Origin of the sequence: Bradyrhizobium sp. 141, from assembly GCF_023074055.1 — a bacterium.
In the GTDB taxonomy this organism is placed as follows: Bacteria; Pseudomonadota; Alphaproteobacteria; order Rhizobiales; family Xanthobacteraceae; genus Bradyrhizobium.
Genome location: NZ_JADPKR010000100.1, coordinates 172702 through 193171, shown reverse-complemented (window position 1 = coordinate 193171; position 20470 = coordinate 172702). Strand labels below are relative to the sequence as shown.

Below are 20470 nucleotides of genomic sequence, written 5' to 3'. Positions count from 1 at the left end.
GAGGGCCTCACGGCGTCCAGACGCGGACGCTGTCGACGAGCATGTCGACCGGACTCACGGCCTGCGCTTTCACTCGGTCAGGACCACCTGCGACGGTCAGATAAAGCCGATAAGGTGAGTCGTTCCATTCCGCGCCGCGCGTGACGCGCGAGGTTTCCACGCCGTCTTGGTAATAAACGATCCAATCGTCGGTTAATTCACAGCCATAGGTATGGAACGTATCGTCGGTAGCAACCGGCGTGCGCGGATAGACGCCTGCGGCCCAGTGGACTTGAGAGGCCCCGGCCGGCGGGTGGGGGCCTGGCCACAGATGGATGGCGGAGTTGTAGCCATAGTGGCCTGCGGCGCCGTAGCTTTCGACTACATCGATCTCGCCATGCATCCCCGTGGTCGGAGAATCGAGTGACGTCATCCAAAAGGCGCTCCAGCCGCCGATACGCTGGGCAACCTTCATCCTGACCTCGACATACCCCTTGGAGAAGGTGAAGCCTTCGTCCTTAATGTTTACACTTGAGAGATGCGCACCGTACCAAGTACCGTTCACCTGCTGCATGCGTAGGCGAAGCATGCCGTCCTGGAGCGTGTAGGTGCTCGGCGAGCTCGTGAGGCTTGGGAACGCCGCCCAGCCATAAGTCGTGTGGCCCGGCGCGAACCACTTGGCCGCCGTCGCCGGCTGGTTGGCATCCGCGATGCTAAGGGTGTCGAAGGTATCTTCGAAGGCTAGGTTCGTGTAAGTACCAAGCAAACCGCGGCGCCTGGTGTCCATCACCTTGAAATTCTGCTTCATCGCCATCAGTTGGGCGGGTGTAGAAAATCGGGCAAGGGCGATTTCCTGACTGTTACTTGGAGGCGCGATTGTCCCAAGAGAGACGACCACGACAAGCGTCGCGTGCCAATTTGCGCCGAATTTAGATCTCATGGGTTTGCAAACTGGATTATCATACAATTGTCTCGCCGAAGTTAATCGAAGTTCGTTAATCGCAGACTTGATGTCAATCCCACTGGATTCATGATTCTTGGTCGGCCAGGCTCATGGCGGCTGCATAAACGTGTTCGGAAACATGGCGTACTGTTATCGAAGGCACCGTGCAAAAGCCACAGTAACGTCCTCGATCGTTGGTCCGACGGTAAGGCTTGTTCGATCGGTGGTGAATTCCGCCAGTTCAGGATTGGTTCGCGCGACTCTCCTCTGACCGGAAGTTCAGACGGCATAGAGAACCACTGGTAGCCGACGAGCGATCATTTCTGACTAACTGTGTATCTGAAAAACTGAATGCCTCTCATGACGCCTAGGATCGTATCGACACGTTGATACCTCTGAACGTCGAATTGTTTGCATTGCTCCGACCCATAGTAACAAACCTTCACCTTCAATGATCGCGAACAGTTGTTCTTAACGCTAACGACGTGCTCCAGCATGTCGGGATTGATAGTTTCACGACGTGCCGCGGCTTCTACATCGAGACACGGTCTACCCAAGCTATCCCTAACGATATTCCCGCCGGATTCCGCGGCTCCCTGCATCGTTAAACCTCTACCGGCGGACTGCCCATAACCGGCAGACGGCGTACCGAGCAAAGAGCCAATTACTATAGGAACGATGCCAAGCGTCCTCACCAGGGCCTCTCATCGAGCTTAACTCCGGGCACCGCCACTTTCACTCCGTCTCGTGCCAACCATTTTGCGAACATTTCCCGCGACGTGACGTCAATTTGGCCCAGTTTCGCCAGCAGTCGCTCCCTATGGGGCCACCCAGTGCTCCGCAGATTGGCCGCGGCCTCTGCGATAAAGTAACTGTCGACCATTCCCACGAACTCCGATGTCGCGCTCTCCTGCATCGGCTCGCTCAGCATTTGAAGGGCCGCCAATGCCAGCCGATTGCGTCTCAGCGCAATCCAACCCTCACGCGGACCCGTTGAATAGGACTGCTCTAGATAGCTCACACATTTCTCATCGATTCCGTTACGCGCGGCGCTTACCGAATAGAGCATTAGCCACAGAAACGCATCGACCGGGCTAATGGTAAGGGAAAGCTCCAGGTCCGTCTCTGCATCATGCATGCTGCGATCCGCCTCAGCGGGACTCATCTGACGCGTTGCCTCTTGCGCCGCGAGCAGACCGACGAGGCCTCGCGCGCGGGTAATCTCCGGAGCCAAGACCGTGCGCGCTCGTTCACGTTGCATACGTTCCAGCAGACGCGCAGCTACGCCATTCTTGAATCGTTCTTCTGCCATGATCCGTGCCGCAACCTCGCGGGCATGTGCGGCAGATTGCAAGATAGGAAAGGCCGTAGCGGACCAAGATATCCCGGCAAACCCAAAAATCAAAAGTGCGGTTCGTAGACTAGAACGCATAATCACGTCCTGCTATTCCACGTAGCCATAGCGCGCGTAATACTTCTGGTAATAATATCGTCCGTGATAGGACTCGTAGCGAGAGAGGGCCTTCGTATCCGCTTTATTCAAGATCACGCCGAGCAATTTATCCTGGATCTCAGGCGCGCCCCGTAAATTGTGCTGCACCACGTCGATTTTCGTCTTGCCCCACTCAACAACGAAGATGAAAGAATCGACAAAGGAGGACGTGACGCGCACGTCTACCACAGGTGCCATCGGCGGCATGTCCAGCACCACGTAGTCAAACTGCGCGCGCAATTGGGTCACTAACGCGTGCATCGCCTTCGAGGCCAAGATTTCATTGGTATGCAGCAACTTCGAGGTTGTGCCTGCCGGCAGGATCGAGAGCTTAGTCTCGGGATCGACCACTAACACATCTTCAAGCTTGGCCTTTTGCGCCACGACGTCCACCAAGCCAGTCTTAGCATCCGGCACCAACGCACGCGACAGCGATGGATTACGCAAATCCGCGTCGACTAGGATAACGCGCGCGCCGCCATGCGCCATGAGCTGGGCGAGATTGGTCGAAAGCGTGCTCTTACCCTCATTCGGCAGGGTCGAGGTGGTTGCCAACACGCGGTTCTCGCGCACGATCGCGTTAAGATCCACCGCCACCTTCACTGAACGCACGGCTTCGGAGAAACGTGACAACGGGTTGTCAACTACATAGCGCAGCAGATCCGGCTGAGGATTGTTCTTGCGTGATAGCCTGCCAGCCAGTCCTGGCGGGGCCGCGGCAGAGCCGAGAGCCGGAAGCGCCGGCAGGATTGCGATACAGTTGGTGCCCAGAATGTCCTCGACCTTGCTAGTGGTGCGGAAAACCTGGTCCGTGAGCTCTCGCGCCATCGCCGCACCGAAAGCCAGCATTAGACCGCCCAGCAGGCTCGCCGCCAGTATGATCAGGGCTTTTGGATAGCTGCTCTTCAAGGGCATCGTCGCCGCGCTGATCACGCGCGCTTCAGTGATCGGAAACGACTGCTGCTGCACACTTTCCATGTAACGCTGCAGGAAATTATCATACATCGCCTGAAGGGACTGCGCATTGCTATCGAGTTCACGGAGCTGCACTTGGGCCTGATTAGTGAGCTGAGATTCCGAAACGACGTTGGCAAGGCTAGACTTGATGGCTTCCTCGCGGGTCACGGCGATGTCATAGTCGCTCTTGTAGGATTCCTGGATGCGCTTCAGTTCATCAATGATGTTCTTCTTGATCTCGGCCATCTGCCGGCGCAGATTGACGGCGGCTAGGTGATCCGAGCCATATTTCATCGACCAGATCGATTCCTTGGAAGCCATGTCGACATACTGCCCGCGCAGCTTGACGATGGTCTCGTTCTTCAGCGCATCGGCGACGCTCGCATCCGGAATCTCCTGCTTGAGGATGTCGTTGATACGATCCATCCGCGCCTTGGCCTCCGCTGTGGCCGCATGCGCCAGCACCAGCTGGCTGTTCACTTCCGCGAGCTGTTGCTCGTTCATCAGCCGCCCGCCGGTATCGACGATGTTATTCGCAGTCTTAAAATCCACCACGGCCTTCTGCGCAGCCGAGGCTTGGGTACGCAGCTCCTTGATGCGATCCTGAAGCCAGATGCTGGCGCGGCGCGTCGCTTGGTATTTTGCCTCGAGGGAATCGACAATATAGGCATCCGCAATCGCGTTAGCGGTCTTCGCCGCCTTCGCCGGATCTTTCGAGGTAAAGCCAATCTCCATAACATAGGCGAGCCCGAGTCGCGTGACGGTGCGGTTCTTCTGGAAGCGTTCCAAGGCCTTTTGGGTCTGCTCAAATTCGGAAGGCGCGCGCCCGTCGGAGAACAAGTCACTGACGAAGCCAATGATGGTGCCGAGCAGCCCGACGCCGGGGCCGGTGAATTCGGGATCCTCGATCAGGTGTAAGTCGCGGATGACCGCGAGGCTGATGTTATCGGATTTCAGAATCTCGACCTGGGTTTCCACTGTCGCGGAGTCTACCGCGATGTCGCCTAGCACGGATTGCTGCTGGAACAGTTGCACCTTGCGGGTGTCAATCACCATCGAGGCGGTGGAGGTGAAAAGTGGAGGGGCGGTGAAGAGATAAAGCAGTGCCAGGATCACGGAGGCCGAGGCGATCGCAACCATCGTTGGGAATTGGCGGCGGACGACCTCGAGATAGGAGGTCAGCGACTGCGACGGAGAGCCGTCGGCCTCGGCGAAATCACGGTTGATCTCCGAGGTCGGCTTGTTCACCTGCAACATCTAGCAATTCCTGAAAATGGATCGATGTGTGTTCTTGGGATTAATGTCCGCCAACAGCCCAGCTGCGTCCGGGCAAATCTGATGCCAAAGCCCGCGTTGGGCGAACCACTAGCACAATCCTGCCTGCAATTGAACGCGGTCGATGCAGTGCAACGCACAGCTTACGGGACATTTTGTATGAAGCTTAACGGCGCAAAAGCAAAACGGCGCCCGCTGGCGCCGCTGCCGTGAGGTGTCATGCGCCGGCCGAGAGGGCCGGTTCGGTCAGCGCCGCGGGCTGGTGCTGTTGGTGGCGCTGCCGACGCCGCCGCCGCCGCCGTTGGGCGCGTTGTTGTTCGTCGTGTTGTTGCCGAACCTGACGAGGCCGCCGCCACCGCCGCCGTTGGCGAAGCCGCTGTTACCCGTCGGACCGCCTGCGCCGGTGCCACCGCCGCCCGCGCCGCCGCCGGTCGCGGCGATCGCGACGTCGCCCGTCGCGGCCTGGTAGGCGGCGATCACGTCGGCGTTGCCGGTGTTGGCGATCGCGGCCTGGATCTCATTGGCGAAGGCCTGGTCGGCCTGCGCGGCCATGCGGGCGACCTGGGCGAGGCCGCCGACGATCGCGCGCATCTGGTCCTTGGTGGTCGCGGGATCCTTCAGGAGCGCGATCAGGCCCGGGAGCGTGGTCGGATCGGAGGCGCCGAGATCGCGCACGCGCGAGATCAGCTGCGGGCCGCCGGTCGGATATTGCTGCAACAGGCTGCTCGGCGAAGCCTTGAACTCGGTAATGACGGTGGCCGGCAGCTGGCGCTGCGGCGGGTAAACGGCGGCGCTGGCGGCCGAGGTGATCGTCGCGGCGAGGGCCGCGGCGGCAGCCATGCGAAGCGCAATCTTGATAACGCTCATAAATCAACCTCCAAAAAATCAGCTGCCCCGATGTGCTTCCTCGGCGCGGGCAAATGGCTGTGCAGTGCGGAACCTAACCGAAGAGAAAAGAGCTGTCCACTTATTCTAAAGACTTCGTAAACGACGCAACTGCTTCAAATCTAGACACTTTTATGAAGCTTGGGCATCCGGCGCGGGACGGCGCCTGAGGTTGTCGAATGGCCCTCGCCTCGCCGGCTGGTGGTGCCTCCCTCTGCCATGGCGCGGCTCTCCTTCGTGCGGAACGACTGCGACAGGCCCGCGCCGAAAAGCGCAAAGAATGGAATGCTGTAGCCGGGCACCTGCAGCGTGAAGTCCAGGCTCGAATGCAGCAGCGACAGCGTGGCGGTCGCCACCGCGGCCAGCGGGATGATGGCATCGCGCCGGCGTCCGACCACGCCCCTGGCCAGGACCAGCAGCATGATGGCCCAGCCGAGCGCCACCAGCAGCGCCATGGGAATGCCCACCTCGGAGGCAAGCTCCAGCGGCGTCGAATGCGCGGCATCCCAGACGCCGCGAATCGAGATGTTGGGGCTGCGGTACGGCGGGAAGGCCCATTGGAAGGTGCCCATGCCGGTGCCGAACCAGGGATTGTCGCCAATGATCCGCAATGTGGATTTCCAGGCCTCGATGCGGCCCTCGTCGACCAGGCCCTGGCTGTCGAACCGGCTGGAGACGCGGCCGCCGAGCAGTTGCAAGAGTCCCAGCGCGACGGCGGCGCCCGAGCCGAGCGAGATCCAGATGCCGGTGCGCGGCGGCAGGTCCTTGCGGAGGAAGAGCGTGAACGCGACGATCATCGCCAGCAGCGACAGGCCGACGCCGGCGCGCGAGGTCGTCATGAACATCGCCATCAGGCAGATCAGCAGGCAGCCGAGCTGCGGCAGGATCTCCTTCGGCGGGATCGCGCGCAGATCGAGCGACAGACGCCGCCATTCGACGTGCCGCTCCGGCAGCCGGCGGCGGACATCTTCCAGGATCAGCAGCATCCAGATCACCGCACAGGACCCGAAATAAGCCGCCGCCGTGTTGCGGTTGATGAAGGTGCCGGTGACGCTGCCGAGATAAGCCGTCTTGTCCCGCCACAGGATCATGGTGGGCTCGATCAGGAACGAGAGCACGCCGTAGAGGGCGTAAGCCGCGCCCGAGATCGCGATCACCCACAGCAAGCGGCGCGCGCGATCGCGATCGGCACCGACGGTGATGCCGAGTACGATGGCGAGGATGTTGGCGAGCGGCGCGCCGAGCGCGAAGAACGCCTCGTTCTTCACAATCGAAGCAGAGGGAGCAATCGGCACGCCGAGCAGATCCGAGGCCTGCTTCCAGATCGGCTGGAATGGCGCGACCCAGGGATGGTCGGAGAGCTGCTCGTGCAGCACGAAGGCGTAGGCCGCAACGATCACGCCGATCCCGGCGAGCAGCCACAGATGCGGCGCCCGCAGATCGCGCGTCGGCGCGAAGATCACCGCTAGCCCGAGACACAGGCACCAGAACGCGATCGACAGATCGTTGGTCGAGCCGAACGGAAACGGCGCGCCGGCGACCACGAAGAACAGGATGAAGGTCGCGGGCAAGCTCCATGACCAACGAATCCTGGACCAGTCTATGTCGGGAGGCCAAAGGCGCATCGTGGTGTCTTGCGAGCTTTGCTTGAGCTTAGAGGAAGCAATCGATCGGATAGATCTTCAGATCGACGTTGAGGCGGCTGTTCCGGGTCTGCGCCCGGGAAGCGTAGAATAGTCCAAAGCTATCACTGCCCTGATCGAGTTTTATTCCAGGGGTTAATTCGTCGGGCGGGACGAGAAGGCCGATGTGCCGGTTGATGGCGGAAATCTCGATCCGTCCCTCGCCTTCCGCAAAATGCCCGCCGAGCTGGGTCACGGTGACCTTGGGCAGGCCGCGGCGCTGATGGCAGACGTCCTCCTCCCACAGCTTGGTCTGCCCGACCAGCGGTTTGCCCGGGCCATCGGGAACGACGATATCGGGGAAAGATGGGCGCAGCATCCCGAAGAACTTGCTCTCCTTGGAATTCGCCGACAGCCGGATCGTGAACGAAAGCTCGCCCTTGGCTCCCATCAGGCGCGACAAGATCGGCGCATCAGGCTCGGCGGAGACCATCACGTCGATGCGATGGCGGACGCCCAGCTCTGCAGCAGCGCCGAGAGCCTGCCCGAGCGGTGCAAGCCCGAAGCCGACGGGGACGAGAGCCAAAAGACGGCAAAGTGTCCGAAAGCGCATGAAGCCCCTTGCAACAATGCGGGGTGCCCGATGACCGGCGCCCTGCCCAGTGGCGCCTTGATCTTATCCCGAACTTGTAGCCGCAGCAGAACCGCTTCGATCTAAACGAAAATGGCACCGGGACAAGGCCCCGGTGCCATCGTTTTTGCTCGATCAAGTCGGCGTCTTACGGCGCCAGCTTGACGTTGTTGCGGAAGATCAGGGCGTCGTTGGAGAGATTCACCGCATCCGAGCCGGTGGCCATGATCACGCGCAGGAACTGCAGGAATTTCGTAACTTCGACGTTGCGGGAGTTCGAGACGTAGATCACGTCACCGTTCTTCATCATGACCTTGGTGGTGAGGAAGAAGCCACCGGGATCGCGGAGGTTCACGTTGAAGATGACCGGAACGGTCTCGGAAGTGTACTTGCTGACGTCGATGCCGAGCTGGGCCGCAACCTCGCGCGGCTCGCGGCGATAGAGGTAGACGGCAGCCGGATCAGCTTGACCATCCAGAAGACCACCCGACTTGCCGACGGCTTCGCCGAGGTTGATGCGCCAGGCATCGAAGTTGAACTCGCCGCTCTGGCCGCTGGCGCCGAACGCCAGGAACTTCTGCTGCTCGCGATAGACATAGATGCTGTCGTCGGGGCGCACGTAGACGTTGTTCTCAGGCGCCATCACGAGATTCTCGAACGGCACGGTGGCGCGCCGTCCGCCACGCTCCAGCATGACCCAGGTCTCGAAGCCCTGGCCCTTGATGCCGCCGGCGCGAGTGATCGCATCGAGCACGCGATCCTTCGCACCCGCCGCGCTCGCCGGGTAACGCGCCGGCGAATTGACTTCGCCGAGCACGCTGATGAGCTGGGTGCGCTGCGAGGACATCGCGACGACCGCCTGCGGCTCGATGGCGCGGTTGCCGATCTTATCGATGATCGCGCGCTGGATTTGCACCGCCGTAAGCCCCGCAGCCTTGATCTGGCCGGCATAGGGCACGGTGATGAAGCCGTCATTGTCGACCGACTGATCCGGGATCGTCACATAGTTGCCCGGACGGACGCCGGCTTCCGCCGGGATAAACAGACCGCCTGCCGCGGCTTCGAAGATGGTGACGCTGACGACGTCGCCGATGCCGAATACGATGCTGGCGGGCGGCCGCTTGTCCGTGAACGCCCCCGCGAGCCCCTTGGGCTCATGGGTGTGCAGGATCTTCACCGTGGCCGGATTGAGCGGCACCAGCTCGTAAGCCGGAGCGTTTTCAGTCTGAATCTTGTTGTTGACGTCGTCCGTCAGCGGACCCGAGCCGGGATTGGTCGAGCAAGCTCCGAGCGCCAAAGCGGCGGCCAGAAACGCTGGCTTGAAAAGATATGACTTGGCAAAGGAATGCATGAATCGCGCCCCAGGAGTCCCCTATTAGCCCCTGATTGGTACGGCCTAGGGGGTGGTGCGACAAGGGTTCCCGAAGGTTAACGGAGCGATCCGTTGGCTACTGTTGCGTGGGGGCCACTCTTTGGGGCTTGGTTTAACCCTTTGTGACTATTTGTTGTATTTCGTGTGCCCGGTCGGCGAGCAAACCGCCCAACTCAAGGGCTCCCTGTGTCGAGCGCGAGGCTTCTTGACCTCTCTCCGCTCTGCTAAGTCTGGGCCGTTAAGGATAGGAACTCCCATTGTCCGGCTTCCTTCTTGTCCCGCTGTTGGCAGGCGCCCTCCTTGGCGCCGCTGATCGCCCATGGGGTTCTGTGACCCCCTGCGCACGATCCTCGTGCCAGGGGGCCGCCATCGTTGAGGTGGCCACCCCAGCCCTCTCCTCCGTTTGGAAGTTCAGCCGCACCCAGGGGGCCAAGGACGGCGAAAGCTTCGCGGCCATCACGAAGACGGCGGACACGACCCAATCCGACCCGGACTTCGCCGGCCTGATCGTGCGCTGCGCACCGAAGGGCAAGATTGACGTGCTGGTGGCTTTGATCCGGCCCTTTCCGCCGCGGAGCCACCCCAAGGTCACCATCGCCGCGAGCAACGGCGGCACTCTGACCTTTGACGCCAGCATGGCTGCCGCCGGCGCCGCCGTACTGCTGCCCGACGAGGTCTCGGCCTTTGCCGCCGGCAAATGGCAGACGACGCCCTCGCTGTCCGTGGTAGTCCGGGAAAGCGACAGCGAGATCAAGGGTATGGTGGCGCTGAACGGCTTGCGGGAGGCCTATCATTCGCTGCTGGCAAATTGCAGCCAATAGGCCAAATTTAGCCATACGACTTAAGGGTCTTTTTAGGGTGGGGAACCTAGGGTCCGAAGCACGGAGTGTTTCGGATGACCGCGCTTTTGATTTTCAGCTTTCTGGTAGGTGCCGTGCTGGGCCAACGCTTTCGCGTCCTGGTGCTCTTGCCATTGACCCTCGTCATGGTGCTTGCCGCCGTCCCGGTCGGGCTGATGGTCGATGTCGCCGTGCTCGATAGCCTGAAAGGCGTGGCACTCGCAGCTATCGCCCTCCAGGGCGGCTATCTCTTTGGGTCGGGCGCGCGCTTTGGCCTTGCCGCCGCACGTGCCGGGCGCGTCTTCGGTCGCCCGATCAAGGCCACGCGCTGATCGCGCCGATCAACGCTGCGACGAGCCCGCGCGCAAACGGCCCGAGGCTTAAGCGTTGGACCGAGGCAGGCCTCTGTTTGAAAACCACCCGCTCGCTTGTATGGTGACCTGACCGTTTCAGGATTCCCTTCGAGCGCGCCGTTTGTCCCTCGCTTATTTTGCCCTCATCGTTTCCATCGTCTCCGCTTCCACTCTCGAAATCGCCGGCGCCAAGTTCGGTGCACAGCTCGGGACGATGGCCGTTGCGCTAAGCCTGTTGGCGGCCACTGCGAGCGCGCGAAAAGCCGATTACGAGCACTATGTTCGCGCGACCTCCTGGGGCCGCTGGATCCCGATCGCCATTCCGCTTTTCATCGCGGCCCAGCTCGCCCCTCTTCCACTGAGCTTTGCCCATCCGATCTGGGCCAGCACGCACGATGCCATAGGTGGCCTGCCGTTCGGACCGATCACGGCCGATATCGGCTTGACCGTCGGCGCGCTGCTGCTGGCGCTTGCGGCGATCTCGTTGCTCGGCGTCACCATCCTGGTGGTCCGCAACCGCAGCCGTGCCGAGCTGGTTCTCTTTGTGCTGAGCGGCGTAACCGCGGTCTCCGCCTTGATGTTGGACCTGCATCGGCTGTCGCCGGCGGTTGCGGCGACCGTTCCCGCTGATCTCACGGCAACCATGGCCGGCCTCGGCCTCATGCTCAATCTGGCAGTGATGCAACTCGCTGCCGAACGGGCCGAGACGCATCACTCCGTCCTTCGCTCGGTGGCGATCGGCCTTTGCGGGCTTATGGGCGCGCTGGCAAGCGCGCTTGCGGTGTTCGGCCTGTCTGGCACGAACAGCGCGATCGCCGCGGCCTTTGGCATTGTGCTGATCCTGCTGATCCTCGTCATTCGCAGGCTCGATCTATCGCCGCTCGCAGCGGGCGCGTTGTCTGCCGCCGCCTTGATCGGGGCTGCGATCGTCCTGTCCTTCCTGTTCGAAAAAGGCTCCGGACCGGTCCTCTTGCGGCTCGTCCCGGATGTGGGGGCCGAAACGCGGGCCGCGCTGGAGCGCATGTTGACCGATACGCGCTGGTTCGGCGCGGGCGCCGGGACCTTTGCTGCGGTGGGCCGGATCTACCAGAGCGATGTCGGAGCCGCTTTGACCGCGCCGTCGACAGCCACGGCGGTCTTTGCTTGCATGGGATGGATCGCCCTGGCTGCCGCGCTGGCGGTGAGCTCGATCGTTCTGGTGCGCCTGTTCTTCGGCGCCTTGCAGCGCGGACGCGACTCGTTCTTCCCTGCGGCCGCCGCAGCCTGTGTTTTGTTTGCGCTAGTTCAGAGCTTGGCCGGGCCCGGATTGCTGCGGCCGGCAGCAATCCTGTGCCTTGCGGTGATCGTGGGACTGGGGTTGTCGCAGAGCGTCAGCCAATCCGGATCACGATAGAGCGCGGGTGATCAGACCGCGCGATCGCCGAGTGAGGCCCAATAGTTCGGGTTCTTGGGCGACTGAATGCGGACCCAGCGATAGGGCTTCTTCGACCACGGCAGGATGTGGCCGGAGAGATTGTCCAGCACGAGATCGCCGGCGAAGGTGCGCACCACGACGACGAGATGATGCTCGCCCCAGGTGGTCACGACCTCGCTGAGCAGCACCGAGCGCGCCGGAAAGCCCTTGGCGATCAGTTCGTGGCGTTTTGTCACAGCGTAATCGTTGCAGTCGCCACTGGTCGGATGCAGCAGCCATTTCTCGCCCCGCAGCCCTTCCAAATTGGCCTCGGGACGGATGGCGGTATTGATCTTCTGGTTGACCTCTTGCATCTGCGCCAGCCGCTCCGCCGTAAGCTTCAGGCGCCCGCCCCTGAACACGATGTGCTGCGGCCGCGGCTTGCACTCGTCCTTGTACTTCAGGCAGAACAGCGTGAACGCCATCGGAGCCAGCGTCGGCTGGTCGAACTTGATGTACTGGATCGCACCGCGCAGCCCCAAGGGCGCACCGACGAAAGCGGCTTCAGCGCGCTGCTGCACCCCTGCAGCAACGACGATGGCGGCCACGGCCGCCAGGAACTTTACAACTTTGCGCATGTCGCGCTCCCCGTTCTTGTTGAGGAGACGCTACGTGAGACGTCTTGAAATACGGCTCAAAGGCCGCGCGATCCTTTAATCAAAATGCGGGCTCATCGGTCGGAAACAATTAAGAATACCGATGTGTGACTTGTTCTGCTAAGAGCGGTCACGACGTTCCGCGCGTGACGCTAGCAGCGATTCGACCGACCTGATGGGCCTTTCCAGACGCTTTCGAAAGAAGACCAAGCCGCGGCTTCCCGACGGCGTTCGCGTCTATGCCATCGGCGACGTGCACGGCCGCGCCGATTTGCTTCAATCGCTGTTAACCGTGATCGACGCCGATCTGGCCCGCTCCGCTCCCGGGCGGGCCATTCAGGTCTTTCTCGGGGACTATGTCGACCGCGGCCCGGACTCACGCGCCGTTCTTGATCTGTTGATCGCGCGCTCAAAGACGCATGAGACGGTTTGCCTCAAGGGCAACCACGAGGTCTTCCTGCTCGAGGTGCTCAAAGACCCCGCCCGCCTGCAGGAGTGGCGCCACTATGGCGGCCTGTTGACGCTGGTCTCCTACGGCGTCACGCCGACGATGAATCCGTCCGCAGAGCAACAGGTCGAGCTGATCGAAGGACTGAAGCGCGCGCTGCCGCCCGAGCACCTCGCCTTCCTGCAGCAATTGCCCTCGTCCTTTACCTGCGGCGACTTCTTCTTCGTCCATGCCGGCGTCAAGCCTGGTGTCGCGCTCGAGCGCCAGAAGGATGAGGACCTGCTCTGGATCCGCGAGGAATTCCTCGCCTCCGAGGAGCGCTTCGGGAAATATATCGTCCACGGTCATACGCCCGTCAGCGTGCCCGATATTCGCCCGAACCGCATCAACATCGACACCGGTGCCTATGCGACCGGAAACTTGACGCTGTTGACGATCCAAGGCGATAGTCTGATGGCCATTTAAGGTCCCAACTTTCCTTTCAATCCCGCGTTCGCTCCGCCCTCACAGGCCTCGCCGATTTCAACATGAACCGCATGATCCTGCTTCGCGTCATCGGCATCTCAACTGCGATCGTGCTGGCGCTTCATGCCGGCATGGAATTCTACGGCGATCTCATACGACCGAACTTCCGCGCGAGCGATTTGTTCTCTGGCGAGATTCCACCCGACAAGGCCAAGCTGGCCGGCGGTGTTTTGGCATCGTTGTCGCTAGAGGGGGATCTGCTCGCGAATTACGCGGCGGCAATGGCCGCTGACGTTCTTCACCGCCCTTCAGCCGAAGCGGGCGGAAGGGCCAGCGAGAACAAGGCCGCCCAAGCCGCCCTCGTCGCAGCCTTGAAAGTCTCGCCGATCAGGCCCGCACTCTGGCTCACGCTCGGCACGCTGCAGGTCCAGTCCGGCGAAACGGCAACGCCTGCGGTGAAGATGTCCTACCTGACCGGATCGGTGCCGATCGACGTTGCCTTCGCTCGCGTCCAGACCGTGACCTCGAGCGCAGCCGCCACGGACGAGGAGATCAAGCTGCTGGCGCAATCCGACATCCGCTCGGCGTTTGCCAATCGCTCGCGTTACGAGCCGCTGCTGATCGCGGCCTATGTGCAGGCAACTCCGCAAGGCAAGGCGCTGCTGCTCGACACCACGAAAGTGACCGATCCCAAATTCAACGAGATCTTGCGGCGCTACTGAATTTCAGCGCACCGATTTCGGGTTGACCGGCACGAAGTCCTGATCGCGACGCGGTTGGTCGGATCGCCCCTGATAGACGAACATGCCCTTCTTGGTCGTGACGATATCGCCTCGCTGCAGGCTATCGTCGCGGAGAAGGCGTTCGGTCGCGACAAGGTCCGGATCTTCCGGAATCGGCTTGTAGAGCTCGGGATGCTCCCGCCGCTCGCGCGAAGCTTCCTTGGCGCGGCGCCGAGCGTCCTCGATCCGCTGCCGCCATTCGTCGCGCGTTACTTCTGGCTCGCTTGGTGGAAGATAGTCGCTGAGCGAGGGCTCCGGATCGGCCTGAGCAAGACAGAAGCAAGGGTAGGCGAGACCAAAGCCGAGGGCAGCGGCAAGGGAAACGACAGCTCGAGACAGCGTCCCCAACCGCCTTCCGTCATCTAGCGAATGGTCACGTCGAGCGGTTCGCACGCTGATAACTCCAAAGACAGAGCATAAGGACGACCATTGGCCGGAAACCCCTTATGCCCGGCTCATCAATCTTTACCTTTGCCAATTGCAAGAAAGCGAATTCGCAGGCAAGCTTTGCGCTTTAGCTTGCAACCTCGTCTGGCACGAAGTTGACGAGCACCTGGCGAGCCCGAGGAGTCGAAGACCTCGTTAGCTCGCTGATATTCTCTTCGGGAATGGCGCGTGGAGCTGCCGTCGCATGCCTCAAAAACCCTTGTTGCTGCTAGCTGCCTGCATCGCAGCTTCCGCTGCGCTAGTCATGGCGGCTCACGCCAGTCCGCTCTGCATCAAGGAACGGACGCCGTTCGAACTGTCGGGAGACACAGTGACGTGGACGCTGACCATCCAGCCTGGATCCGACTGCATCCAGGGCCTGCGTTGGTCGTACATGCAGATCTTCAAGGTATCGGTCGTGAGCGGACCATCAAGGGGACAATTGACCGTGGTCGGGTCCGGCTTCCGCTATCTGGCAGCAGCCGACAAGCAAGGTCCCGATAAATTCACCCTTCTGATCTCGGGTAAAAAGCTTCACGGTGCAGGGACATCGACCCTAGAGGTCGAGGTCAATCCTCAATAGCTCGCCAAGACGCCGCTCTCTTAGGGGACAGTAGCGTTCCGTTATTTACCGAAAATCGGGCACGGCGGCCGAACGGCTGATGTTCGCGATGTTCTCTTAGGCCAGCCGGCGGCACACCTACCGCCTACTTGAGGCACTGCCCCGGGTTCTGTTTCCGTAATAGGGTATAGCTCGCCCGCCGCGGGTCAGTGGCGCCTGGATCCGGCTCGGGTAATTCGGCGTGGCCGTGCTGCCCGACGGCTGCGACGGATTGACAATGATCACGTTGCGGTTGGGCGTCGACGGATCGTTGACGCCCTGGCCCCAGGCGGCGGCAGGCACAAGCAACGCAATTGCGATCAGGACTGGTCGTTTCATGAATTATCTCCCGAGCAAGAACGTCAGGGAGGCGATCACCGTTCCTTCACGGTTAGTTGGGTGGCGGCCTCAGCGGGGAACGGCGACTAGCTTGCCATCGCGCCAGACGCCCTGAGCCGACTTCCCAGCGGGCAGCCTGCCCGAGAGGTTCCGAACGGCGGTCGGCCGCGAGGCCGTCTGATTGGTTTGCGCCTTCTTGGTCGGCGTGGTGATGATGCTGGAGCTCGTGGTGTTGGCCTGATCCTTGATCCCTTGTGCAACGGCAGGCGAAGCCAGGAACGTCAAAACCGAGAGGACTGCTAGAACGCCGCGCATGGTCGAACACCAGAATGAGGAGCTTGGCGAAATGTCACAGGTTTTCCTCTAAAAGCAAGCACCTTCGAAACACCGCGGAGCTTTGGCAGGCCCGGCAATGACAGGGGAAGCTGGCTCGGTGGAGACGTTTCAAGCGAAAAAACCTAGCGAAACAGCCTCATTCGGGCTACTTGATCGGCCTTGATGACCGACTCCGGTGAAACTGCGGCCAACGCTCCCTCGACGCAACAGATCAAAGCCGGGTTTATCCGTCTCCTGTCGAGCCGAATCCGCGCCGTATCCGACGATCCCCGGCAGATGCGGGAGATCGTCTACGAGCTCGCGCGCGTCAAGCTTCTGGAGCAATTCACGCACGCCGATGTGCGGGAATCTCGCGAGCTTCAGCAAGTTCTCGAACGTGCCATCAAGGAGGTCGAGCGTTCCTTCGAGCGCAGCGCCGCGTCGGAACCGCAAGAACTCGTCGCGGCAAGCGCCGCTCCGGTCCCCCCAACAGCTCCCACTCCCCCACCCGTTCCGATGTCGCCACCGGTTTCGGCTTTGCCGCCCACTCCGAAGGACACGGGAGCACCGCGCCGTCCAGCCGCGCTCGACCAACCCAAACGGAGGGGCGTCTTCAAATCTCTGGTTCGATTGACCGCCATCCTCCTGCTCATTGGCGGGGCCGCGACCGTGGCTGTCTATTGGCCTAAACTGAAGACACAATTGACCGCATTGACGCAGATGGCGCGGCCGCCGCAGCGAGCACCGAACAGCCCGGAAACCCAGCCGATCGCCAGCCCGCCTCCCGCGGTGGGCGAGACTGCTGAACGGACGCCCGATAGCCAGAAAGAGCCGGCGCAACCTGCACAACCATCGATGCCCCTGCCGACGACGTTTGGCGTCTATGCCCTGAGCGAGGGCCAGCTCCATGAGCTCAAGTCGGTGCCGGGCAAGATTCCGGACCGCCGCGTCGCGATCTCGGCAGCCATCAGCACGCCGAGCGCGACGACATTGGCGGACGGCGACGTCAAATTCATCGTGTTCAGGCCCGATGGGGGTGTCGATGCAAGCGGGACCGAAGTTCGGGTGATTGCGAAAGTCTCCCGCGCGATGGGCGTCGATGCCACGGGGAAAGCGGCCATGGTCAGCGCCGGCGATTCCTGGGTCATCCGCAGCATGTCCTACCCTTACAAGGTAGGCCCGATCGACGATCAGTCGAGGATGCTATTGCTTCAACCAGAGCAAGACGGCTTTACGCTCGCTCCTGGTCGTTACATCGTGGTGGTCAAGGGCATGGGCTACGACTTCACGGTGGCCGGAACGATCACCGATCCCAATCAATGCGTCGAACGCATCAACGCGGCGAACGGCGCGTTCTACTCGCCCTGTCCGCCGCCCCGACGCTAGCCGAGCCCCGATGTCCTATTTGGCGGGCTTGCTGTCCTTCGCCTCCGCCGGCGCGTCGTCGACCTTGCCGTTGTTCGCGACGCATTTTTTGAAGTATTCGCGCTGATCCTTGGCCGTTCCCTTGGCGCTACCGGCCGCCGGGTTGCCGATTTGCCTGGGCGGAAAGGCCTTCGCCACCGCCGCTTCGCATGCGCGTGCCACTTCGACCGTGATGGCTGAAGCCGTTGCCGGCACAGCCAGTATCAAAGCAGCTGCCAACCCAACCAATGTCCGCAAATTTTTGACCGGCACCTCTTTGCTCCTTCAATCCGGGAATAGTTGCCGGAACCATAGCAAAAAGGATCGAAGCACCAAACGGCAAAGCGGTGCCGAATTGCCGCGCGGTCGCCCCCGCGTGCCGCAGGGCTATCGCATGAAGCTAGATCGCGGCAACGACAGAGGTGCACTCCCTCTCCCGCTTGCGGGAGAGGGTTGGGGAGAGGGTGTATCCTCAATGGGATAGTCCCCAAGACGAGAAAGCCCTCACCCGGCGCGCGGGACGATGCTTCGCATCGCCCGGGACGCGCCGACCTCTCCCGCAAGCGGGAGAGGTGAACAACCCGCGGCAATCGATTCTACCTCAAGCCAATCCGCTCTAGCTGTTGAGCTGCGGCGGCTTGAAATCCGGAAAGCGCGTCAGCATTGCGGTCTTGACGAACTTCAAGTGAGCAATGCTGCTTGCCAATTCCTTGAGCCGGCGCTGGCCATTGGAGATGTCGGCTGCAAAAAGATCCTGATGATGATTGTCGAGCGGCTCCCGCTCGAGATATTCATCGGTGCCGTTTCCGAAGGTGACGGATGCACGCGCGAGGGCATCGTCAACACGCCGGTTGAGGCCGGCCTGCTCCCTCTCGGCATCCTGCAATGCTGTTTCGATTGCCGCGAGGACGGCGCCGATCCTCGCGCGGTCAGTCTCCGCATCACGCTCGACGGAGCGGGCTTTGAAGCCCTTGTCCTCTCGGCGGGAGCCGAGCAGGTTGTGCGCGCGTGCTCTCAGGAATAGCTGAAACATGTGGGCCATCCCCATTTTCGAGATCTAAGCCGCTACCATCGGTCAGACATAGTTAACAAAGCCTAAATCCTGGGTCCGCTCCGCTTGGCTTCGTGCGATCCACACCCGCCAGGCTCTTTCGTGCTTGGAATAGAGCTCCAGCCATCGAACGTCGTCAACCGCGGCGGCTCGCTTGCCCATGCCGGTTTCGGTCACGATTTGCGGCGCCTCTGTCGCGGCAACATCCAGCGCTTCGAATTCCGCCGTCTCCTCCAGCGAAAGGCCGATCAGAACACGATGCCCTTGCGCGTCAACGAAATACCTGCGGGGCGCGTTGTGCCGTTGATCAATCATTTGAATGACCCTCGTTCATGATCCAAGGGCCCGGAAGATCTTTCAGATGCCGGCCATAGGTGCAAACAAACGCAATCAAAATGAGGGCGCAAGTCGTCGCGCCCAACAACGCAATGAGATACGTCATCTATACCCACCTGCGCGCCCGAAAAATTGGGCGGCCCAACGCTCGCAATAAACTGATCCGTCTTAGGCTGCCTTTCCAAGGCGCTCAAGGACGGCGACGAGTTAACCTAACCACACATGGTTATTTCGATTTCGGCGCGGCCATTGAGTTGGAGCGGCGCGTGCAGTTCTACGATTACGACGGTCGCTGGGTTCGGCCGGGCTCCATCGCGGCGGGGGTATAGGGTGCGTAAAGACGATATCGCGCCGATCGCTTCCGCGAGCGCCACGCCCTTACGCCATAGCCGCAGCAAAAGCCTGCTGCGAAAATCGAAATCAAAACCAAAAAAGCCAACATCTGGAATGTTCCCACGTTTGCCGGAACGTTCCTCCCGCGCTCATTTCATCTTTTCGTTGTGTCGACTTCAAGATCGGTACCGCTGAAACTTTTGTCAGACGAAGATGAAGTTTGTGCAACGTGGTGCTTGAAGATTGGTCGGCGCGCGAGGGCACAAGGCGCGGAAAGAGGCGCTGGTTCTCTTTACCAGAACTCGAGGAGCCGACACCATGAACCCTCGTTCATTTGGCGCTCCCAACCGTGACCGGCGCGGCTGCTCATGGCGCGCCTGATTGCCGCGGCTCGTTCACCTCTCCCACAAGCGAGAGGGAGTGCCCCTTCGTCATTACAGCGATCAAGCCTCATCTCATCACGCTCGCGCGAAAACACCGTGGTTATACGGAGCGTCGCGCGGCGATTTCATCGCGGTAAGGTTGAGCAGTTAGCTTAATCCGCGTTGTTTGTTGCGAAGTCTAACCGATCGCATATCCATCTTCGCACCGGGCTCCCCAAGCCTGGCCCCACCCAAGCGAAGCCGTCGAGCGAACATGGGTCGCTTGGCGGCTTTGTCGTTGTGTCGACGAGAGGATTATTTCGGTTATGGCGCGCAAGCCCTGGTCGTTTAAGGAAGACCGCCGGCTCATGGAGTTGGCCAAGTCTTCGGCTTCGCTGGAAGAGGCGGCAAAAGTTCTCGGACGCTCGCCTGATGCGATCAAGCGCATGGCCTTGCGGCTTGGCCTTTCGCTGAAGTCGAAGATTGGCAAGAAGAGCTAGTCTCGGAAAACTGCTCGTCGCGGATGACAGCTTTCTTTGTCCGCCATGGCGGCAACACTTCCCTCCGAACCCCCTTCAGCTTTTCGTCTTGCAGAACGGAACCAAAGCAACCACGAGATGTTGATCCAGACTTTGCCGCGAGGTCTGGCCGTGGTCCATTTTGTCATTTCCGCAATGCTGGTTTGGCTGGCGATCAACATCGCTTTCGTGGTGCTTCGGCTGCGGGCCACCCGCCATCCCGCCGCGCCCCACGTCCATAGGACCAACCTATCCTCTGCAGAGGCAATTCCCCTCCGCCATCGCGTCAGTCGGTGAGCATAGGTCGAGCATCCAGCAGACCGTTCGCTCGTTCAGCTAAAGCGCGATGCGATGAGGATGAATCGTCATCGCGCGTTAGATTGTTGTTCAAGCACAGTCTTTTCGGAAAACCGCTGCGCACTTTTCTAGATCAGGCTTTAGTTGCGCGTCTTCTTCTGGGAGCCCATCCCGGGGCTGGTTCCGTAATTGGGTGTCCCCGTTCCCTTGAAAGCTCCACCCATGCTGTCCGAGCCGGAATTCGTCGCCGTGCCGCTGCGGGAGGTGGGCTGAGTGCCCGATGGCTGGTCTTTGGTTCCCTGCGCGGAGGCCACGGAGCTTCCGACGACCAACGACAGGAGGAGGAGGCTTAACGTCCTGATCATACTGCTCAACTTTCCATGCTCGGGCCGCGCG

The 20470-nt window shown here is 61.1% G+C and carries 23 protein-coding genes; 8 read left to right on the top strand and 15 right to left on the bottom strand.

Annotation, left to right across the window (positions count from 1 at the left end):
- Positions 1 to 7 precede the first annotated feature (7 nt).
- From IVA81_RS31330 to IVA81_RS31300, 7 genes are all read right to left on the bottom strand, one after another.
- Positions 8 to 919 carry a glycoside hydrolase family 16 protein gene (locus tag IVA81_RS31330; protein WP_247325206.1) on the bottom strand — a complete coding sequence of 304 codons (912 nt, stop codon included), beginning with the start codon at positions 917 to 919 and terminating at the stop codon, positions 8 to 10.
- A 694-nt stretch (positions 920 to 1613) separates the two neighbouring features.
- A complete protein-coding gene (locus IVA81_RS31325) occupies positions 1614 to 2354 on the bottom strand; it encodes a hypothetical protein (protein ID WP_247325203.1) in 741 nt (246 codons plus the stop codon).
- Between the two features lie 12 nt (positions 2355 to 2366).
- Complete coding sequence (locus IVA81_RS31320; RefSeq protein WP_247325199.1) at positions 2367 to 4628, bottom strand: polysaccharide biosynthesis tyrosine autokinase; 2262 nt, start codon at positions 4626 to 4628, stop codon at positions 2367 to 2369.
- Between the two features lie 264 nt (positions 4629 to 4892).
- Positions 4893 to 5513, bottom strand: coding sequence for a hypothetical protein (locus tag IVA81_RS31315; RefSeq protein WP_247325196.1), 621 nt, complete (start codon positions 5511 to 5513; stop codon positions 4893 to 4895).
- A gap of 140 nt (positions 5514 to 5653) precedes the next feature.
- Positions 5654 to 7102, bottom strand: coding sequence for an O-antigen ligase family protein (locus IVA81_RS31310; protein WP_247325194.1), 1449 nt, complete (start codon positions 7100 to 7102; stop codon positions 5654 to 5656).
- A gap of 82 nt (positions 7103 to 7184) precedes the next feature.
- A complete protein-coding gene (locus tag IVA81_RS31305; RefSeq protein ID WP_247325192.1) occupies positions 7185 to 7766 on the bottom strand; it encodes a hypothetical protein in 582 nt (193 codons plus the stop codon).
- A 166-nt stretch (positions 7767 to 7932) separates the two neighbouring features.
- Complete coding sequence (locus IVA81_RS31300) at positions 7933 to 9135, bottom strand: polysaccharide biosynthesis/export family protein (RefSeq protein ID WP_247325191.1); 1203 nt, start codon at positions 9133 to 9135, stop codon at positions 7933 to 7935.
- A 278-nt stretch (positions 9136 to 9413) separates the two neighbouring features.
- Between IVA81_RS31300 and IVA81_RS31295 the strand changes: the two genes are divergently transcribed.
- The 3 genes from IVA81_RS31295 (at position 9414) to IVA81_RS31285 (ending at position 11741) form a co-directional block, all read left to right on the top strand.
- On the top strand, positions 9414 to 9977 hold the full coding sequence (locus IVA81_RS31295) for a hypothetical protein (RefSeq protein WP_247325189.1): 564 nt from the start codon (positions 9414 to 9416) through the stop codon (positions 9975 to 9977).
- 74 nt (positions 9978 to 10051) lie between these two features.
- The gene (locus IVA81_RS31290; RefSeq protein WP_247325186.1) at positions 10052 to 10327 is read left to right on the top strand and encodes a hypothetical protein; all 276 of its coding nucleotides are present in this window, start codon (positions 10052 to 10054) and stop codon (positions 10325 to 10327) included.
- A gap of 142 nt (positions 10328 to 10469) precedes the next feature.
- Positions 10470 to 11741 carry a hypothetical protein gene (locus IVA81_RS31285; protein ID WP_247325183.1) on the top strand — a complete coding sequence of 424 codons (1272 nt, stop codon included), beginning with the start codon at positions 10470 to 10472 and terminating at the stop codon, positions 11739 to 11741.
- 11 nt (positions 11742 to 11752) lie between these two features.
- Here the strand turns inward: IVA81_RS31285 and IVA81_RS31280 are convergent, their stop codons facing one another.
- Positions 11753 to 12379 (bottom strand): transglutaminase-like cysteine peptidase, encoded by a 627-nt coding sequence (locus tag IVA81_RS31280; RefSeq protein WP_247325180.1) that lies wholly within the window; start codon positions 12377 to 12379, stop codon positions 11753 to 11755.
- 193 nt (positions 12380 to 12572) lie between these two features.
- Here IVA81_RS31280 and IVA81_RS31275 point away from each other — a divergent pair, with 193 nt between their 5' ends.
- Complete coding sequence (locus IVA81_RS31275; protein ID WP_247325179.1) at positions 12573 to 13310, top strand: metallophosphoesterase family protein; 738 nt, start codon at positions 12573 to 12575, stop codon at positions 13308 to 13310.
- 62 nt (positions 13311 to 13372) lie between these two features.
- A complete protein-coding gene (locus IVA81_RS31270) occupies positions 13373 to 14032 on the top strand; it encodes a hypothetical protein (RefSeq protein ID WP_247325176.1) in 660 nt (219 codons plus the stop codon).
- Positions 14033 to 14035: 3 nt separating this feature from the next.
- On the opposite strand, the gene IVA81_RS31265 is transcribed toward IVA81_RS31270, so the two are convergent.
- On the bottom strand, positions 14036 to 14440 hold the full coding sequence (locus tag IVA81_RS31265; RefSeq protein ID WP_247325175.1) for a hypothetical protein: 405 nt from the start codon (positions 14438 to 14440) through the stop codon (positions 14036 to 14038).
- Between the two features lie 283 nt (positions 14441 to 14723).
- Between IVA81_RS31265 and IVA81_RS31260 the strand changes: the two genes are divergently transcribed.
- On the top strand, positions 14724 to 15101 hold the full coding sequence (locus IVA81_RS31260) for an Ig-like domain-containing protein (RefSeq protein WP_018317064.1): 378 nt from the start codon (positions 14724 to 14726) through the stop codon (positions 15099 to 15101).
- Positions 15102 to 15218: 117 nt separating this feature from the next.
- Here IVA81_RS31260 and IVA81_RS31255 read toward each other — a convergent pair whose 3' ends face one another.
- Together IVA81_RS31255 and IVA81_RS31250 are read right to left on the bottom strand one after the other, a co-directional pair.
- On the bottom strand, positions 15219 to 15458 hold the full coding sequence (locus IVA81_RS31255) for a hypothetical protein (RefSeq protein WP_247325173.1): 240 nt from the start codon (positions 15456 to 15458) through the stop codon (positions 15219 to 15221).
- 69 nt (positions 15459 to 15527) lie between these two features.
- Positions 15528 to 15773 (bottom strand): hypothetical protein, encoded by a 246-nt coding sequence (locus IVA81_RS31250; protein ID WP_018317063.1) that lies wholly within the window; start codon positions 15771 to 15773, stop codon positions 15528 to 15530.
- Positions 15774 to 15956: 183 nt separating this feature from the next.
- Between IVA81_RS31250 and IVA81_RS31245 the strand changes: the two genes are divergently transcribed.
- Complete coding sequence (locus IVA81_RS31245; protein WP_247325171.1) at positions 15957 to 17159, top strand: hypothetical protein; 1203 nt, start codon at positions 15957 to 15959, stop codon at positions 17157 to 17159.
- A gap of 15 nt (positions 17160 to 17174) precedes the next feature.
- Here IVA81_RS31245 and IVA81_RS31240 read toward each other — a convergent pair whose 3' ends face one another.
- The 3 genes from IVA81_RS31240 to IVA81_RS31230 all read right to left on the bottom strand — a co-directional run bounded on the left by IVA81_RS31240 (position 17175) and on the right by IVA81_RS31230 (position 18543).
- Positions 17175 to 17450: a hypothetical protein gene (locus IVA81_RS31240; protein WP_247325158.1), complete on the bottom strand. Its 276-nt coding sequence runs from the start codon at positions 17448 to 17450 to the stop codon at positions 17175 to 17177.
- A gap of 343 nt (positions 17451 to 17793) precedes the next feature.
- The gene (locus tag IVA81_RS31235; RefSeq protein WP_247325149.1) at positions 17794 to 18210 is read right to left on the bottom strand and encodes a hypothetical protein; all 417 of its coding nucleotides are present in this window, start codon (positions 18208 to 18210) and stop codon (positions 17794 to 17796) included.
- Between the two features lie 42 nt (positions 18211 to 18252).
- On the bottom strand, positions 18253 to 18543 hold the full coding sequence (locus tag IVA81_RS31230) for a hypothetical protein (protein ID WP_247325148.1): 291 nt from the start codon (positions 18541 to 18543) through the stop codon (positions 18253 to 18255).
- A 1042-nt stretch (positions 18544 to 19585) separates the two neighbouring features.
- Between IVA81_RS31230 and IVA81_RS31225 the strand changes: the two genes are divergently transcribed.
- Positions 19586 to 19759, top strand: coding sequence for a hypothetical protein (locus IVA81_RS31225; protein ID WP_247325146.1), 174 nt, complete (start codon positions 19586 to 19588; stop codon positions 19757 to 19759).
- A 75-nt stretch (positions 19760 to 19834) separates the two neighbouring features.
- Here the strand turns inward: IVA81_RS31225 and IVA81_RS31220 are convergent, their stop codons facing one another.
- Positions 19835 to 20017 carry a hypothetical protein gene (locus IVA81_RS31220; RefSeq protein ID WP_247325144.1) on the bottom strand — a complete coding sequence of 61 codons (183 nt, stop codon included), beginning with the start codon at positions 20015 to 20017 and terminating at the stop codon, positions 19835 to 19837.
- Positions 20018 to 20470: the final 453 nt, after the last annotated feature.

Excerpts from the sequence above, each read along its gene's own strand:
- IVA81_RS31230 (WP_247325148.1), bottom strand. The coding sequence starts at position 18,543 with ATGATTGATCAACGGCACAACGCGCCCCGCAGGTATTTCGTTGACGCG.
- IVA81_RS31315 (WP_247325196.1), bottom strand. The coding sequence starts at position 5,513 with ATGAGCGTTATCAAGATTGCGCTTCGCATGGCTGCCGCCGCGGCCCTC.
- IVA81_RS31235 (WP_247325149.1), bottom strand. The coding sequence starts at position 18,210 with ATGTTTCAGCTATTCCTGAGAGCACGCGCGCACAACCTGCTCGGCTCC.
- IVA81_RS31330 (WP_247325206.1), bottom strand. The coding sequence starts at position 919 with ATGAGATCTAAATTCGGCGCAAATTGGCACGCGACGCTTGTCGTGGTC.
- IVA81_RS31245 (WP_247325171.1), top strand. The coding sequence starts at position 15,957 with ATGACCGACTCCGGTGAAACTGCGGCCAACGCTCCCTCGACGCAACAG.
- IVA81_RS31325 (WP_247325203.1), bottom strand. The coding sequence starts at position 2,354 with ATGCGTTCTAGTCTACGAACCGCACTTTTGATTTTTGGGTTTGCCGGG.
- IVA81_RS31250 (WP_018317063.1), bottom strand. The coding sequence starts at position 15,773 with ATGCGCGGCGTTCTAGCAGTCCTCTCGGTTTTGACGTTCCTGGCTTCG.
- IVA81_RS31290 (WP_247325186.1), top strand. The coding sequence starts at position 10,052 with ATGACCGCGCTTTTGATTTTCAGCTTTCTGGTAGGTGCCGTGCTGGGC.
- IVA81_RS31305 (WP_247325192.1), bottom strand. The coding sequence starts at position 7,766 with ATGCGCTTTCGGACACTTTGCCGTCTTTTGGCTCTCGTCCCCGTCGGC.
- IVA81_RS31275 (WP_247325179.1), top strand. The coding sequence starts at position 12,573 with ATGGGCCTTTCCAGACGCTTTCGAAAGAAGACCAAGCCGCGGCTTCCC.
- IVA81_RS31280 (WP_247325180.1), bottom strand. The coding sequence starts at position 12,379 with ATGCGCAAAGTTGTAAAGTTCCTGGCGGCCGTGGCCGCCATCGTCGTT.
- IVA81_RS31255 (WP_247325173.1), bottom strand. The coding sequence starts at position 15,458 with ATGAAACGACCAGTCCTGATCGCAATTGCGTTGCTTGTGCCTGCCGCC.
- IVA81_RS31260 (WP_018317064.1), top strand. The coding sequence starts at position 14,724 with ATGCCTCAAAAACCCTTGTTGCTGCTAGCTGCCTGCATCGCAGCTTCC.
- IVA81_RS31225 (WP_247325146.1), top strand. The coding sequence starts at position 19,586 with ATGGCGCGCAAGCCCTGGTCGTTTAAGGAAGACCGCCGGCTCATGGAG.
- IVA81_RS31270 (WP_247325176.1), top strand. The coding sequence starts at position 13,373 with ATGAACCGCATGATCCTGCTTCGCGTCATCGGCATCTCAACTGCGATC.
- IVA81_RS31220 (WP_247325144.1), bottom strand. The coding sequence starts at position 20,017 with ATGGACGTGGGGCGCGGCGGGATGGCGGGTGGCCCGCAGCCGAAGCAC.
- IVA81_RS31320 (WP_247325199.1), bottom strand. The coding sequence starts at position 4,628 with ATGTTGCAGGTGAACAAGCCGACCTCGGAGATCAACCGTGATTTCGCC.
- IVA81_RS31300 (WP_247325191.1), bottom strand. The coding sequence starts at position 9,135 with ATGCATTCCTTTGCCAAGTCATATCTTTTCAAGCCAGCGTTTCTGGCC.